This window comes from Kosakonia sp. ML.JS2a (genome assembly GCF_025642095.1).
Classification (GTDB): domain Bacteria; phylum Pseudomonadota; class Gammaproteobacteria; order Enterobacterales; family Enterobacteriaceae.
In genome coordinates this window covers 2,066,318-2,080,285 of sequence record NZ_CP106754.1, presented here as the reverse complement: position 1 = coordinate 2,080,285, position 13,968 = coordinate 2,066,318, and the positions used below count along the sequence as shown (strand labels likewise).

The following is a 13,968-nucleotide window of genomic DNA, read 5'->3' as shown; positions in this document are numbered from 1 at the left end:
ATGCAAATACGCAGCAGAAAATAAAAAAAAGCGCCGACAAGCGGCGCTTTTTGCATCAGAAACTCTGCGGTGATTAACGCAGCAGGGACAGCATGGTCTGCGGAACCTGGTTGGCCTGCGCCAGTACCGACGAACCGGCCTGTTGCAGGATCTGCGCGCGCGACATGTTCGACACTTCTGTCGCGTAGTCGGAGTCCTGGATACGGCTGCGGGCTGCCGACAGGTTGTTCACGGTGTTGTTCAGGTTGGTGATGGTGGACTCGAAACGGTTCTGGGACGCACCCAGCAGGCTGCGCTGGTCGTCAACAGATTTGATCGCCGCATCGATGTCTGCCAGCGGAGCACCGTCAGTACCACCGGTGGAGTCAACGGTCCCTTTCAGAACGTCGAAGCCTTCAGCGGAAGTAGAGCGTGCCGTACCGTTGATGGTCTGGCCAGTCGTGGACGCCGTGGCGCCTGTCGCGTTGTACAGGTTGTAAGAATCAGATTTGCTCAGGCTGATGGAGATGCTTTCACCGTCTTTCGCGCCAACCTGGAAGCTGTAGCTGCTGGAGCCGGTACCGGTGTTCAGCACTTTGATGCCGTTGAAGTCGGTCTGGGTGGTCACACGGTTGATCTCTTCCATACGCTGGTTAACTTCAGCCTGGATGGAGTCGATGTCGGATGCAGAGTTGGAGCTGTTCTGCGCCTGAACGGTCAGGTCACGGATACGCTGCAGGTTGTTGTTGACTTCGCTCAGCGCGCCTTCAGCAGTCTGCGCCAGAGAGATACCGTCGTTCGCGTTACGCGCAGCAACGGTCAGGCCGTTGATGTTGGACGTAAAGCGGTTGGCAATTGCCTGGCCCGCTGCGTCGTCTTTAGCGCTGTTGATACGCAGACCGGAAGACAGGCGCTCAATCGCGGTGCCCAGGGAAGACTGAGATTTAGTCAGGTTATTCTGAGTCATCAGCGACAGGGTGTTAGTATTAATAACAGCCATGATATTTATCCTTTATTAATAAATGTAATTTCCGGTAAGCGCCAGCGGCTTCATCACCGTCATAATTGTTATCGACGCAGGTAAAAAACTCTTTAGCGGTTTTTTTTATTATTTCCAGGTTATTTATTTTCCTGCGAAATAAAAAAAGCGCCGACAAGCGGCGCTTTTTCGCAGATAACGCTACGTAATCTATAATTAACGCAGCAGGGACAGCATGGTCTGCGGAACCTGGTTGGCCTGCGCCAGTACCGAGGAACCAGCCTGTTGCAGGATCTGCGCTCGCGACATGTTCGACACTTCCGTCGCGTAGTCGGAGTCCTGAATACGGCTTCGTGCTGCCGACAGGTTGTTCACGGTGTTGTTCAGGTTGGTGATGGTGGACTCGAAACGGTTCTGGGACGCACCCAGCAGGCTGCGCTGGTCATCAACCGCTTTGATCGCCGCATCGATGTCTGCCAGCGGGCTACCATCGACCGTACCACCGGTGCTGACAGTACCGCTCAGTACGTCAAAGCCTTCAGCAGCAGTGCTACGTGCAGTACCGTTGATGGACTGACCGGTGGTCTGGAAGGTGTTGCCCGTTGCGCTGTACAGGTTGTAAGAGTCAGAAGAGCTCAGGCTGATGGAGATGGTTTCGCTGTCTTTCGCGCCCACCTGGAAGCTGTAGCTGCTGGAGCCGGTACCGGTGTTCAGCACTTTGATGCCGTTGAAGTCGGTCTGGGTGGTCACGCGGTTGATCTCTTCCATACGCTGGTTAACTTCAGCCTGGATGGAGTCGATGTCGGATGCAGAGTTGGAGCTGTTCTGTGCCTGAACGGTCAGGTCACGGATACGCTGCAGGTTGTTGTTGACTTCGCTCAGCGCGCCTTCAGCAGTCTGCGCCAGAGAGATACCGTCGTTCGCGTTACGCGCAGCAACGGTCAGACCGTTGATGTTAGAAGTAAAGCGGTTAGCAATTGCCTGACCCGCTGCGTCATCTTTCGCACTGTTGATACGCAGACCAGAAGACAGGCGCTCAATCGCCGTTCCCAGAGAAGACTGAGATTTGGTCAGGTTGTTCTGAGTCATCAGCGACAGGGTGTTAGTATTAATAACAGCCATGATGTAATTCCTTCAAAAAAAAGTTATCAGATTCAGGCATCTGCCTACGGTTTTCTCACCGTCACCCAGATTATCGACCGCTTGCTGGTAACCTTTAGGAAAAAACATCACTTTTTTAAAGCGGAAAAGAGCCCGCTATTATCTGGCTTTATTCCGCCATTGTTTTTAAAAAAACCCTCTAATCTTTTCGCAGTCGCTGCCGATAATCCCCTCAGTGATTGTCCAAAACTGGAAGGATGAAGATATGTCAAGTATTAGTTCGCTCGGCGCAGGCACCAGCCTGGATCTCAATACGCTGTACGCTAACTTGCAAACAGCGGAAGAGACCAAGCTTACACCGATTACTACTCAACAGACTTCGTATAAAGCAAAACTGACAGCGTGGGGCGTGGTGCAAACGTCGCTGACGAAGCTGCAGACTGCTGCTAACGCGTTGAAAAACACGTCGAGTATTGCAGCGACTAAAGTATCAAGCACCAACACGGCTTTTACCGCCACGCTGGCGAATACCGCCGCGGCCGGTACGTATTCTATCGATGTGACTTCACTGGCGGCATCACAGTCTCTGCTGAGCCCGAAAGTCGCCAGCAAAGATACCGATTTAGGTGACAGCAGCATGAGCTCGCGCACCATCACCATTACACAGCCGGGACAAACCAACCCGCTGTCGGTGACGCTGTCGAGTGATAAAACCAGTCTTGCTGACATTCGCGATGCGATTAACAAACAGCAAGGCAGCGTCACTGCAAGCGTCATTAAAGCGGATGACAGCAGCTACTACCTGGCGCTGACATCACGTGATAGCGGCACCACAAACAAGATGACCATCACCACCGATGATGCTCAACTGGCGCAATACATTAGTTACGATTCAACGAATCCCAGCAGCGCCAGCAATACGATGACGCAACAGGTCGCCGCTGCAGATGCGAAATTGAAGATTAACGGGATTGAAATCACCCGTAGCAGCAACACGATCACCGATGCGCCAGAAGGCGTAACGCTGACGTTGAACAAACTGACAACCGCCGGCTCCCCGGAAACGCTGTCGGTAACAAAAGACAATGCGCCGATGACCGCTGCCATTCAGGCTTATGTTGATGCGTATAACTCGCTGCAAACGACTATCGCTAACCAGACGAAATATACAGCGGTAGATAAAGGTAGCGACGCGCAGAGCACGTCAAATGGCGACTTATTAGGCGATGGTACACTGCGTAATATTCAGACGCGCCTGCGTTCAGTATTGTCCGCAAGTCAGAGCGCAACCGGCAGCAGTGTTTCCATACTGTCGCAACTGGGAATTACGCAGGATACTTCCGGTAAACTGACCGTAGATAGCACCAAGCTTGACAAGGCGCTGAACGAAAAATCGGCGGATGTGATCAGTTTCCTGTCCGGGGACGGTAAAACCACTGGTTTTGCAACCCAGGCCAGTAACCTGTTGGCAGACTTTTTAGGTACTTCCGGCTCTGTGCAGAACGCAACTGATGGCATCAACAAGACGCTGAAGCGTCTGTCCGATCAGTACGATCGCACAAATGAGCAGATTACGGCGACGATGGCGCGTTATAAAACGCAGTTCACCAGCTTAAGTACTTTGGTCTCTTCCCTGACATCCACCGGGAACTATTTGACTCAGCAATTTAACGCAATGAACGCATAAACCAGTTAGTTGAGGTTTGACATGTATACGAAATCGGGAACTCAGGCTTATGCACAGGTCGGCGTGGAAAGCGCCGTCCTGAGTGCCAGCCCACATCAACTCGTGGTATTACTTTTTGATGGTGCGTTAAGCGCCATGAAAAAGGCCGCGATCCTGATTGAGCAGGGAGATATTCCCGGTAAAGGACAGGCGCTTTCAAAGGCTATTAATATCATTACCAACGGCTTGCGGGCCGGGCTTGACCACGAAGTCGGTGGCGAGCTTTCCGCAAACCTGGATAGTCTTTATGACTATATGACAAGACGTCTTTTACAGGCAAACCTCCACAATGACCTCTCAGCCATTGATGAAGTTTCAACGTTGCTGAACAACATCGCTGATGCCTGGAAAGAGATTGGCCCCAATAATCAATCCGCGCGGGACACTTACTAATGGAAGCAAATTTCGGGTTGCTCCACCACTATCAGCAGCTGTTGGTCGTCAGCCGTACCATGCTTGGCCTCGCGAAGGAAGGGCGTTGGGACGAACTCATTGAGCACGAGATAGGCTATATCAAAGCTGTAGAACAATTGACTCAATTCCAGGATGCCAGTGAAATTGCGCCTCAGATGCAGGCGCAAATTCGACCACTGCTCCAGCAAATTCTGGATAATGAAGTCGTGCTGAAACTCCTGTTGAACCAACGGATGGACGAATTACGGACATTGGTTGGACAGACATCCCGACAACATAACCTGCATTCGACATATGGACGTCTCTCTGGAAACATACTCTTCCCTAACGAGATTTAATTCTCATCCCCGGCGGGTGATCTGTTTGTCATCCCTCACCCGCCCGGTTTGCTTTTTTGTTCGTTTACCCCTCCCCCCTTTCGACACGCCCCCTTGCTTTGCCTGATCCCCCATTTCTCGGTTTAGCAAAAATGCGCTTTCTCGTTCTGTTTTTAAAATCTCATCCATACTTCCAGAGTCGCACTCTGGAGCACGGAATATGAAGAACCCCACCCTGTTACAGACCTTTCATTGGTATTACCCCGATGGCGGTAAGCTCTGGCCTGAACTGAGCGAACGCGCTGCGGGTTTCAACGATATTGGCATTAACATGGTCTGGCTTCCCCCGGCGTATAAAGGCGCATCCGGTGGCTATTCCGTGGGTTACGACAGCTATGATCTGTTTGACTTAGGCGAGTTTGACCAAAAAGGCTCTGTGGCCACCAAATACGGCGATAAAACGCAACTGCTGGCCGCCATCAATGCATTGAAAGAAAACGATATTGCCGTCCTGCTGGATGTGGTGGTCAACCACAAAATGGGGGCGGATGAAAAAGAGGCTATCCGCGTTAATCGGGTAAATGCGCAGGATCGCACACAGATTGATGATGAGATCATCGAGTGTGAGGCCTGGACACGCTATACCTTTCCAGCTCGCGCCGGGCAATACTCGCAATTTATCTGGGATTTCAAATGCTTTAGCGGTATCGACCATATTGAAAATCCGGACGAAGACGGGGTGTTCAAGATCGTCAACGATTACACCGGCGATGGCTGGAACGATCAAGTGGACGATGAAATGGGCAACTTCGACTACCTGATGGGTGAAAATATTGATTTTCGCAATCATGCCGTGACCGAGGAGATCAAATACTGGGCACGCTGGGTCATGGCGCAAACCGGGTGCGATGGTTTTCGCCTGGACGCGGTAAAACATATTCCCGCCTGGTTCTACAAAGAGTGGATCGAACATGTACAGGAGGTCGCGCCAAAGCCGTTGTTCATCGTTGCGGAATACTGGTCACATGAGGTGGAAAAGCTACAGCAGTATATCGATCAGGTCGACGGTAAAACCATGCTGTTTGACGCCCCGCTGCATATGAAATTTCATGAAGCCTCGAAACAGGGGCGCGATTATGACATGAGCCAGATTTTTACCGGCACGCTGGTTGAAGCGGACCCCTTTCATGCGGTGACGCTGGTCGCCAACCACGATACGCAGCCGTTGCAGGCGCTGGAAGCACCGGTAGAAGCCTGGTTTAAACCACTGGCCTATGCCCTGATCCTGCTACGGGAAAATGGCGTGCCGTCGGTCTTCTACCCTGACCTGTATGGCGCACATTACGAGGATACTGGAGGAGATGGGGAAAATTACGCTATCGACATGCCGGTTATCGAACAACTCGATCAGTTGATCCTCGCCCGCCAGCGCTTTGCACATGGGGTACAAACATTGTGGTTTGATCACCCCAACTGTATTGCCTTCAGCCGCAGCGGCACCGACGACGATCCCGGCTGCGTGGTGGTGATGTCCAACGGTGATGATGGCGAAAAAAGCATTACGCTCGGCGAGAATTATGGCAATAAAACCTGGCGGGACTTTCTGGGCAACCGCGAAGAGTCGGTAACGACCGACGAGAGCGGTTCCGGGGTGTTTACCTGTAATGGCGGCAGCGTCAGCGTGTGGGTAATAGAGGCTGTGCTCTGAGCCTGTGCCGGGTGAGCGCGTCACCCGGCAAGTGACCTTAGCGGGAAAGACTCAGCCCGGCATCTGCACGCGCCTTCTCACACTCCACCGTGAGTTTATCCACTTTTTTCAGCGTCATGCCATCGACGTCCAGCAACGCGCCATCGTGTTCAAGACGGTAGATGTCTCGATTCTGCGTGACGTTGTACAGTTTGCCATCGTTGCGCATCAATTTACCCGGGACGACAATCACTCGCTGCCACTGGCGGCAATCCAGTGTATCGCCGCCGGGCGTAATCATCAGACTGGCGATCGCCTCCGGGCTGACCAGTTTGCTCTGCGGCCCCGCCGACTGCCAGTAGCCCGCCAATCCTGCAGGCGCGGGCTGTTTAACCACCGCCTGATAATTTTCCACCTGCATGCAGCCGCTTAGCAGCATTACCGCACCGAGGATCACTCGCTTTTTCATCTTTTGCCCTGCTCGCGAATAAAAAAATATTGTGGCATTAAAGCGTTATCGTCGCCACCCTTTCCCCACGGTCGGCAAGTTTGATCTGCTCCAGGTTTTTGCGCTATTTCGCATCAGATTTTGCCGCAGCCGTGTATCATCCGACTCTTTTCGCAAGACTATCCACACTCCTTCTGAGTTCAGAGGTTTTTTACTATGTCCTGGCAACAGTTTAAGGATCGGTTTTTAATTAAATTCTGGTCTCCTGTCCCGGCCGTTATCGCCGCCGGCATTCTCTCCACCTACTATTTCGGTCTCACTGGCACATTCTGGGCCGTTACCGGAGAATTTACCCGCTGGGGCGGGCAACTGCTGCAACTGGTAGGCGTGCACACGGAAACGTGGGGCTACTTCAAACTGATCCATCTGGACGGCACGCCGTTGACGCGTATCGACGGCATGATGATCATCGGGATGTTTGGCGGCTGTTTTGCCGCTGCGTTATGGGCCAATAACGTTAAGCTGCGCTTTCCACACAGCCGGATCCGCATTGCGCAGGCGATCGTGGGCGGGATGATTGCCGGTTTCGGCGCACGCCTGGCGATGGGCTGTAACCTCGCCGCGTTTTTCACCGGTATCCCGCAGTTTTCACTGCACGCCTGGTTTTTCGCGGTGGCGACGGCCATCGGTTCCTGGTTTGGCGCACGCGTTACCCTGCTGCCGCTGTTCCGCATTCCGATAAAAATACAAAAAGTCTCCGCCGCATCGCCGTTAACGCAAAAACCGGCTCAGGCGCAGCGCCGCTTCCGCCTCGGCATGCTGGTGTTCGTGGGAATGCTCGGCTGGGCACTGTTCACCGCCATGAACCAACCCAAACTTGGGCTGGCGATGCTGTTCGGCGTCGGTTTTGGTTTACTGATTGAGCGGGCGCAAATCTGCTTTACATCGGCGTTTCGCGATATGTGGATCACCGGGCGCACCATGATGACCAAAGCGATTATCTTCGGCATGGCGGCCAGCGCCATCGGCATCTTCAGCTACGTGCAGCTTGGCGTGGAAGCCAAAATCATGTGGGCCGGTCCTAACGCCGTGATCGGTGGGTTACTGTTCGGTTTCGGCATTGTGCTGGCGGGTGGCTGTGAAACCGGCTGGATGTACCGCGCCGTTGAAGGTCAGGTGCACTACTGGTGGGTCGGACTGGGCAACGTGATAGGCTCGACGATCCTTGCCTGCTTCTGGGATGACATCTCACCCGCGCTGGCAACCCACTGGGATAAAATCAATTTACTCAATACCTTCGGCCCGCTCGGCGGACTGCTGGTGACTTACCTGCTGCTGCTGGCAGCGTTGCTGCTGGTGATTGGCTGGGAAAAACGCTTTTTCCGCGCTAAAGCGGTTACCCCTGCGAAGGAGGTTGCATGAACATCGTGCCTGATTACCGTCTGGATATGAGCGGCGAACCCTGTCCCTACCCGGCCGTGGCCACGCTGGAGGCCATGCCGCAGTTGAAAAAAGGTGAAATTCTGGAAGTGGTGAGCGACTGTCCGCAGTCAATTAATAATATTCCCCTTGATGCACGCAATCACGGCTATACCGTGCTGGACATTCAGCAGGATGGGCCAACCATTCGTTATCTGATCCAGAAATAACCTGCCTCGCCCTCTCCACACCCGGAGGGGGCGCAACACCCCAGGCTGCCCTCACCCTCAGGTCGCAAAAACGTCATGTTCACTGGAGGCGGCGATTTTCTGTAACCCTATGCCGTCGCAATACATGCGGCAAGTCAGTTCAAGGTCAGTCACCGGTTTGGCGATGCGCATATGCGTAAAGGTCATCAGGCATTCCTCGTCGTTTCACAAGAGTGGTGATGACGGACTTTATCCGCCCGGCGAAAAACCGATGTGATCATCCGTGCTCATGCACAAAGAGAGGGAGCGGCGCATGACGATAAGCACCGTAAAGAGAGAAAGCGCAGGAAAGGAGGATAATCAGCGGATTATCCTCCCTCTGTGAAACGCTGATCGACTAGATCTGCATGTTCATCACGTCCTGGTAAGCCGAAACCAGTTTATTACGCACCTGAATCCCCATTTGCAATGAGATAGAGGATTTTTGCAAATCGGTCATCACATCATTCAGCGCCACGCCTGGCTCGCCGAGGGTGAACTTTTCCGCCTGCGTGCGGGCTGCATTTTGCGTGTCGCTGATGCGATCCAGCGCGGCATGCAGCTGCCCGGCGAAACTGATGGTCGGTTCGCTTTCCACGCTCTGATTGCGCGCAATCCCCGCAGTGGCCTGCAACTGACTGACGACGCTTTCAATGCCCTGTATAGCCATGGTTTTTCCCCGGATGGTTTGATACCCGACAAGGTTAACAGCTTGTCAATGGGATAATTGCGGTAAATAGCGATAAAAAACCAGGTTATTTGGGGCATAGAAAATTCGGATTCATCAAATAATGGCATTGCCATGTAAATGGACAATTGTCGAGTTTGCCGACCCGGGAGCCTGTTTTGTTTCTCAACTCAAATAACAATATCCGCCCAGAGTTACGAGGTGTGCAATGAGTGCAACTGCTACAACTGCACCGCAGAATAAATCTCTTGAGTGGATCAACCGCTTGCGCGCGAACCCCAAAGTTCCATTAATGGTGGCCGGCGCTGCAGCCGTTGCCATCATCGTTGCAATGGTTCTGTGGGCGAAAAGCCCGGACTATCGCACGCTTTATAGCAACCTGTCCGATCAGGACGGCGGCGCTATTGTTACCCAGTTAACACAAATGAACGTTCCTTACCGGTTTGCTGATGCCGGTGGCGCGATTGAAGTTCCGGCGGATAAAGTCCACGAGTTGCGTCTGCGTCTCGCCCAGCAAGGTCTGCCGAAAGGCGGCGCAGTCGGTTTCGAACTGCTGGATCAGGAAAAATTCGGCATCAGCCAGTTTAGCGAGCAGGTTAACTACCAGCGCGCACTGGAAGGTGAACTGGCCCGTACTATCGAAACGCTGGGTCCGGTCAAAGGCGCCCGCGTACATCTGGCCATGCCAAAACCGTCGCTGTTCGTGCGCGAACAGAAATCACCGTCTGCCTCCGTCACCGTTAACCTCGAACCGGGCCGTGCTCTGGACGACGGTCAGATCAGCGCCATGGTGCACCTGGTTTCCAGCGCCGTCGCAGGCTTGCCGCCGGGTAACGTCACCGTGGTTGACCAGAGCGGTCGTTTGCTGACGCAAGCCGGTACTGCCGGTCGCGATCTGAACGATGCTCAACTGAAATACACCGCTGACGTAGAAGGCCGTATTCAACGCCGCATCGAAGCGATTCTCGGTCCGATCGTGGGCAACAGCAATGTGCATGCGCAGGTTACCGCGCAGCTTGATTTTGCCAACAAAGAGCAAACCGAAGAGCAATACAGCCCGAACGGCGACCCGTCACAAGCGGTTCTGCGTTCACGTCAGGTCAACAGCAGCGAACAGATTGGCGGTCAGAATCCTGGCGGCGTCCCTGGCGCACTGTCTAACCAGCCTGCGCCGGCCAATACCGCGCCGATCTCTACGCCGCCCGCCAATCAGCAGAATCAACAAGGCCAGCAAGGTCAGACGACATCCACCGCCAGCACCGCGACCGGTCCGCGTAATTCGACACACAACGAAACGTCGAACTATGAAGTAGACCGCACAATTCGCCACACCAAAATGAACGTGGGCGATGTGCAACGTCTGTCCGTGGCCGTGGTGGTGAACTACCGTACGCTGGCCGATGGCAAAACCGCCGCGCTGACAGCCGACCAGTTGAAACAGATTGAAGATTTGACCCGCGAAGCGATGGGTTACAGCGAAAAACGCGGTGATACCCTGAACGTAGTCAACTCACCGTTTAACGCGAAAGACGATGTGGGTGGTCAACTCCCCTTCTGGCAACAGCAAGCGTTTATCGATCAGCTGATGTCCGCAGGTCGCTGGCTGCTGGTTCTGATTGTCGCGTTTATCCTGTGGCGTAAAGCGGTGCGTCCGCAACTGGTACGCCGTCAGGAAGAAGCGAAAGCGATTCAGGAAGCCGCTCAGGCTCGCGCAGAGCTCGAAGAGTCGGTGGAAGTTCGTCTCAGCAAAGACGAACAACAGGTACAGCGTCGTACTAACCAGCGTCTGAACGCCGAGGTGATGAGCCAGCGTATCCGCGAAATGTCAGATAACGATCCGCGCGTCGTGGCGCTGGTCATTCGCCAGTGGATGAGTAACGAACATGAGCAATAATCTTACCGGAACGGACAAAAGCGTCATCCTGCTGATGACCATTGGTGAAGACCGTGCAGCGGAGGTGTTTAAACACCTCTCCGCCCGGGAGGTTCAGCACCTGAGTACCGCGATGGCCAGCGTGCGTCAGATTTCCAACAAACAGCTGATGGATGTATTGCAGGAGTTCGAAACGGAAGCGGAACAATTCGCGGCGCTGAACATCAACGCCAACGACTACCTGCGCACCGTGCTGGTGAAAGCCCTTGGCGAAGAGCGTGCTTCCAGCCTGCTGGAAGACATTCTCGAAACCCGCGATACCACCAGCGGTATCGAAACGCTCAACTTTATGGAGCCGCAGAGCGCCGCAGATCTTATTCGCGACGAGCATCCGCAGATTATCGCCACCATCCTTGTGCACCTCAAACGTGCGCAGGCGGCGGATATCCTGGCGCTGTTCGATGAGCGTATGCGTCACGACGTTATGCTGCGTATCGCCACCTTCGGCGGCGTACAGCCTGCCGCACTGGCTGAACTGACCGAAGTACTGAACAACCTGCTCGACGGCACCAACCTCAAACGCAGCAAAATGGGCGGCGTGAGAACGGCGGCGGAAATCATCAACCTGATGAAAACGCAGCAGGAAGAAGCGGTTATTACTGCGGTTCGCGAGTTCGACGGCGAACTGGCACAGAAAATTATCGACGAGATGTTCCTGTTCGAAAACCTGGTGGACGTGGACGACCGCAGCATCCAGCGTCTTCTGCAGGAGGTGGACTCCGAATCCTTGCTGGTCGCCCTCAAAGGTGCCGAGCCGCCATTGCGCGACAAATTCCTGCGCAACATGTCGCAGCGTGCGGCAGATATCCTGCGCGACGACCTTGCCAACCGCGGCCCGGTTCGTCTGTCTCAGGTGGAAAACGAGCAGAAGGCCATCCTGCTTATTGTTCGTCGTCTGGCGGAAACCGGCGAGATGGTGATTGGCAGCGGCGAGGATACCTATGTCTAATGAAATGCCGTGGAAGATCTGGAAGCCGGATGACCTGGCGCTTCCTCTCGCCGCCGAGTTCGCTCCCCTGCTGACGCAGGACGAGCCGATGATCGATGAGGAAGAAGACGCGTTATCTGCAGAACAGAAACAGCAGCAGCAACTGGCACAGATCCAGATGCAAGCGCACGAGGCCGGCTATAACGCCGGTCTGGCGGAAGGCCGCAAAGCGGGTTATGACGTCGGCTATCAGGAAGGTCTGGCACAGGGACAAGAGCAGGGTCTGAATCAGGCCCGCCAGCAACAAGCCCCGTTGCATGCGCGTATGCAGCAGCTGGTCAGCGAGTTTCAGTACACGCTGGATGCGCTGGACAGCGTTATCGCTTCCCGTCTGATGCAGATGGCGCTGGAAGCCGCACGCCAGGTGCTCGGCCAGGTGCCGATTGTGGATAACAGTGCGCTGATTAAACAGATCCAACTGTTATTGCAGCAAGAACCGCTGTTTAGCGGCAAGCCGCAACTGCGTGTTCATCCGGATGATTTGCAGCGCGTTGAAGAGATGCTCGGCGCGACGCTTAGCCTGCACGGCTGGCGTCTGCGCGGCGATCCGACCCTGCATCCGGGCGGTTGCAAAGTCTCCGCCGATGAAGGCGATCTCGACGCCAGCGTGGCGACACGCTGGCAGGAACTGTGCCGTCTGGCGGCGCCAGGAGTTGTTTGATGACCGCGCGTTTGACCCGCTGGCTGACCACGCTGGATAACTTTGAAGTGAAGATGGCGCAACTGCCGTCTGTGCGCCGTTATGGTCGCCTGACCCGTGCGACCGGTCTGGTGCTCGAAGCCACCGGGCTGCAATTGCCGCTGGGGGCGACCTGTATCATCGAGCGTCAGGATGGTCAGGAGATGCGCGAAGTCGAAAGCGAAGTGGTTGGCTTCAATGGTCAACGCCTGTTCCTGATGCCGCTTGAAGAAGTGGAAGGTATTTTGCCTGGCGCGCGCGTCTATGCACGTAGCGTGATGGGCGACAATTTACACAGTGGCAAACAGTTGCCGCTCGGCCCTGCCCTGCTCGGTCGCGTTCTGGATGGCGGCGGAAAACCGCTGGACGGATTGCCGTCGCCGGATACCGGCGAAACCGGAGCGCTGATCACGCAGCCGTTTAACCCGCTGCAACGTACCGCCATTGAACACGTGCTGGATACCGGGGTACGCGCCATCAATGCGCTGTTAACCGTAGGGCGCGGTCAGCGTATGGGCCTGTTCGCCGGTTCCGGCGTTGGTAAGAGCGTATTGTTAGGCATGATGGCCCGTTATACCCAGGCGGATGTGATTGTCGTCGGGTTAATTGGCGAGCGTGGCCGTGAAGTAAAAGATTTTATTGAGAACATCCTGGGCGCAGAAGGTCGCGCCCGGTCGGTGGTTATCGCCGCGCCAGCGGATGTTTCTCCTCTGTTGCGTATGCAGGGCGCTGCGTACGCTACGCGCATTGCTGAAGATTTCCGCGACCGCGGTCAGCATGTGCTGCTGATTATGGATTCCCTGACGCGTTATGCCATGGCGCAGCGTGAAATCGCACTGGCTATCGGCGAACCGCCAGCAACCAAAGGTTACCCACCGTCTGTCTTCGCCAAATTACCGGCGCTGGTGGAACGTGCAGGCAACGGTATTCACGGTGGGGGTTCCATCACCGCGTTCTATACTGTTCTTACAGAAGGGGATGACCAACAGGATCCTATTGCTGACTCAGCGCGCGCGATCCTTGATGGACATATCGTTTTGTCACGCCGTCTGGCGGAAGCAGGCCACTACCCGGCAATCGATATCGAAGCGTCTATCAGTCGTGCGATGACAGCGTTGATTACTGAAAAACATTACGCAAGAGTTCGTAATTTCAAACAGTTGCTGTCGAGTTTCCAGCGTAACCGCGATCTGGTTAGCGTTGGCGCGTATGCGCGAGGTAGCGACCCTATGCTGGACAAAGCCATCGCATTGTGGCCGCAACTTGAAGCTTTCTTGCAACAAGGCATTTTCGAGCGTGCCGGGTGGGAAGATTCGATGCAGGCATTAGAGCTGATCTTCCCGACAGCATAATGTAGTGGAG

Annotated in this window: 15 protein-coding genes; 10 read left to right on the top strand and 5 right to left on the bottom strand. The window is 54.6% G+C overall.

Features of this window, described 5'->3' with window-relative positions; genetic code table 11:
* Positions 1-73 precede the first annotated feature (73 nt).
* Both N7922_RS09995 and N7922_RS09990 read right to left on the bottom strand, forming a co-directional pair.
* Entirely contained in the window at positions 74-979 is a 906-nt protein-coding gene (locus N7922_RS09995) for a flagellin (RefSeq protein WP_263100394.1), read from the bottom strand.
* Positions 980-1,174: 195 nt separating this feature from the next.
* The gene (locus N7922_RS09990) at positions 1,175-2,080 is read right to left on the bottom strand and encodes a flagellin (RefSeq protein WP_263100393.1); all 906 of its coding nucleotides are present in this window, start codon (positions 2,078-2,080) and stop codon (positions 1,175-1,177) included.
* 244 nt (positions 2,081-2,324) lie between these two features.
* Between N7922_RS09990 and fliD the strand changes: the two genes are divergently transcribed.
* The 4 genes from fliD (at position 2,325) to amyA (ending at position 6,224) form a co-directional block, all read left to right on the top strand.
* The gene (fliD, locus tag N7922_RS09985) at positions 2,325-3,746 is read left to right on the top strand and encodes a flagellar filament capping protein FliD (protein WP_263100392.1); all 1,422 of its coding nucleotides are present in this window, start codon (positions 2,325-2,327) and stop codon (positions 3,744-3,746) included.
* A 21-nt stretch (positions 3,747-3,767) separates the two neighbouring features.
* The gene (gene fliS / locus N7922_RS09980) at positions 3,768-4,178 is read left to right on the top strand and encodes a flagellar export chaperone FliS (protein ID WP_263100391.1); all 411 of its coding nucleotides are present in this window, start codon (positions 3,768-3,770) and stop codon (positions 4,176-4,178) included.
* Positions 4,178-4,537 (top strand): flagella biosynthesis regulatory protein FliT, encoded by a 360-nt coding sequence (fliT, locus tag N7922_RS09975; RefSeq protein ID WP_263100390.1) that lies wholly within the window; start codon positions 4,178-4,180, stop codon positions 4,535-4,537. Before fliS ends, fliT begins: the two co-directional genes overlap by 1 nt.
* 199 nt (positions 4,538-4,736) lie before the next feature.
* Positions 4,737-6,224, top strand: coding sequence for an alpha-amylase (gene amyA / locus N7922_RS09970; RefSeq protein WP_263100389.1), 1,488 nt, complete (start codon positions 4,737-4,739; stop codon positions 6,222-6,224).
* 37 nt (positions 6,225-6,261) lie between these two features.
* Here the strand turns inward: amyA and yedD are convergent, their stop codons facing one another.
* Complete coding sequence (gene yedD / locus N7922_RS09965) at positions 6,262-6,672, bottom strand: lipoprotein YedD (protein WP_263100388.1); 411 nt, start codon at positions 6,670-6,672, stop codon at positions 6,262-6,264.
* Between the two features lie 195 nt (positions 6,673-6,867).
* Between yedD and yedE the strand changes: the two genes are divergently transcribed.
* Together yedE and yedF are read left to right on the top strand one after the other, a co-directional pair.
* A complete protein-coding gene (yedE, locus tag N7922_RS09960; protein ID WP_263100387.1) occupies positions 6,868-8,073 on the top strand; it encodes a selenium metabolism membrane protein YedE/FdhT in 1,206 nt (401 codons plus the stop codon).
* Positions 8,070-8,300, top strand: coding sequence for a sulfurtransferase-like selenium metabolism protein YedF (gene yedF / locus N7922_RS09955; protein ID WP_035890239.1), 231 nt, complete (start codon positions 8,070-8,072; stop codon positions 8,298-8,300). Before yedE ends, yedF begins: the two co-directional genes overlap by 4 nt.
* 57 nt (positions 8,301-8,357) lie before the next feature.
* On the opposite strand, the gene N7922_RS09950 is transcribed toward yedF, so the two are convergent.
* Together N7922_RS09950 and fliE are read right to left on the bottom strand one after the other, a co-directional pair.
* Entirely contained in the window at positions 8,358-8,486 is a 129-nt protein-coding gene (locus N7922_RS09950; protein WP_263100386.1) for a hypothetical protein, read from the bottom strand.
* 190 nt (positions 8,487-8,676) lie between these two features.
* Positions 8,677-8,988: a flagellar hook-basal body complex protein FliE gene (fliE, locus tag N7922_RS09945; RefSeq protein ID WP_061494294.1), complete on the bottom strand. Its 312-nt coding sequence runs from the start codon at positions 8,986-8,988 to the stop codon at positions 8,677-8,679.
* 226 nt (positions 8,989-9,214) lie between these two features.
* Between fliE and fliF the strand changes: the two genes are divergently transcribed.
* Genes fliF through fliI form a run of 4 tightly spaced genes read left to right on the top strand, consistent with a single transcriptional unit; the run spans position 9,215 to position 13,958 of the window.
* Positions 9,215-10,900, top strand: a complete 1,686-nt coding sequence (gene fliF, locus N7922_RS09940; RefSeq protein ID WP_263100385.1) for a flagellar basal-body MS-ring/collar protein FliF — start codon at positions 9,215-9,217, stop codon at positions 10,898-10,900.
* Positions 10,890-11,888, top strand: a complete 999-nt coding sequence (gene fliG / locus N7922_RS09935) for a flagellar motor switch protein FliG (protein WP_061494292.1) — start codon at positions 10,890-10,892, stop codon at positions 11,886-11,888. The genes fliF and fliG overlap by 11 nt, the downstream gene beginning before the upstream one ends.
* Positions 11,881-12,588, top strand: a complete 708-nt coding sequence (fliH, locus tag N7922_RS09930) for a flagellar assembly protein FliH (RefSeq protein ID WP_061494291.1) — start codon at positions 11,881-11,883, stop codon at positions 12,586-12,588. The genes fliG and fliH overlap by 8 nt, the downstream gene beginning before the upstream one ends.
* On the top strand, positions 12,588-13,958 hold the full coding sequence (fliI, locus tag N7922_RS09925; protein WP_263100381.1) for a flagellar protein export ATPase FliI: 1,371 nt from the start codon (positions 12,588-12,590) through the stop codon (positions 13,956-13,958). Before fliH ends, fliI begins: the two co-directional genes overlap by 1 nt.
* The last annotated feature ends 10 nt before the right edge of the window (positions 13,959-13,968 follow it).

What these genes read in the sequence shown, in the direction of transcription:
- N7922_RS09995 (WP_263100394.1), bottom strand. Translation starts at nt 979, where the DNA reads ATGGCTGTTATTAATACTAACACCCTGTCGCTGATGACTCAGAATAAC.
- N7922_RS09990 (WP_263100393.1), bottom strand. Translation starts at nt 2,080, where the DNA reads ATGGCTGTTATTAATACTAACACCCTGTCGCTGATGACTCAGAACAAC.
- fliD (WP_263100392.1), top strand. Translation starts at nt 2,325, where the DNA reads ATGTCAAGTATTAGTTCGCTCGGCGCAGGCACCAGCCTGGATCTCAAT.
- fliS (WP_263100391.1), top strand. Translation starts at nt 3,768, where the DNA reads ATGTATACGAAATCGGGAACTCAGGCTTATGCACAGGTCGGCGTGGAA.
- fliT (WP_263100390.1), top strand. Translation starts at nt 4,178, where the DNA reads ATGGAAGCAAATTTCGGGTTGCTCCACCACTATCAGCAGCTGTTGGTC.
- amyA (WP_263100389.1), top strand. Translation starts at nt 4,737, where the DNA reads ATGAAGAACCCCACCCTGTTACAGACCTTTCATTGGTATTACCCCGAT.
- yedD (WP_263100388.1), bottom strand. Translation starts at nt 6,672, where the DNA reads ATGAAAAAGCGAGTGATCCTCGGTGCGGTAATGCTGCTAAGCGGCTGC.
- yedE (WP_263100387.1), top strand. Translation starts at nt 6,868, where the DNA reads ATGTCCTGGCAACAGTTTAAGGATCGGTTTTTAATTAAATTCTGGTCT.
- yedF (WP_035890239.1), top strand. Translation starts at nt 8,070, where the DNA reads ATGAACATCGTGCCTGATTACCGTCTGGATATGAGCGGCGAACCCTGT.
- N7922_RS09950 (WP_263100386.1), bottom strand. Translation starts at nt 8,486, where the DNA reads ATGACCTTTACGCATATGCGCATCGCCAAACCGGTGACTGACCTTGAA.
- fliE (WP_061494294.1), bottom strand. Translation starts at nt 8,988, where the DNA reads ATGGCTATACAGGGCATTGAAAGCGTCGTCAGTCAGTTGCAGGCCACT.
- fliF (WP_263100385.1), top strand. Translation starts at nt 9,215, where the DNA reads ATGAGTGCAACTGCTACAACTGCACCGCAGAATAAATCTCTTGAGTGG.
- fliG (WP_061494292.1), top strand. Translation starts at nt 10,890, where the DNA reads ATGAGCAATAATCTTACCGGAACGGACAAAAGCGTCATCCTGCTGATG.
- fliH (WP_061494291.1), top strand. Translation starts at nt 11,881, where the DNA reads ATGTCTAATGAAATGCCGTGGAAGATCTGGAAGCCGGATGACCTGGCG.
- fliI (WP_263100381.1), top strand. Translation starts at nt 12,588, where the DNA reads ATGACCGCGCGTTTGACCCGCTGGCTGACCACGCTGGATAACTTTGAA.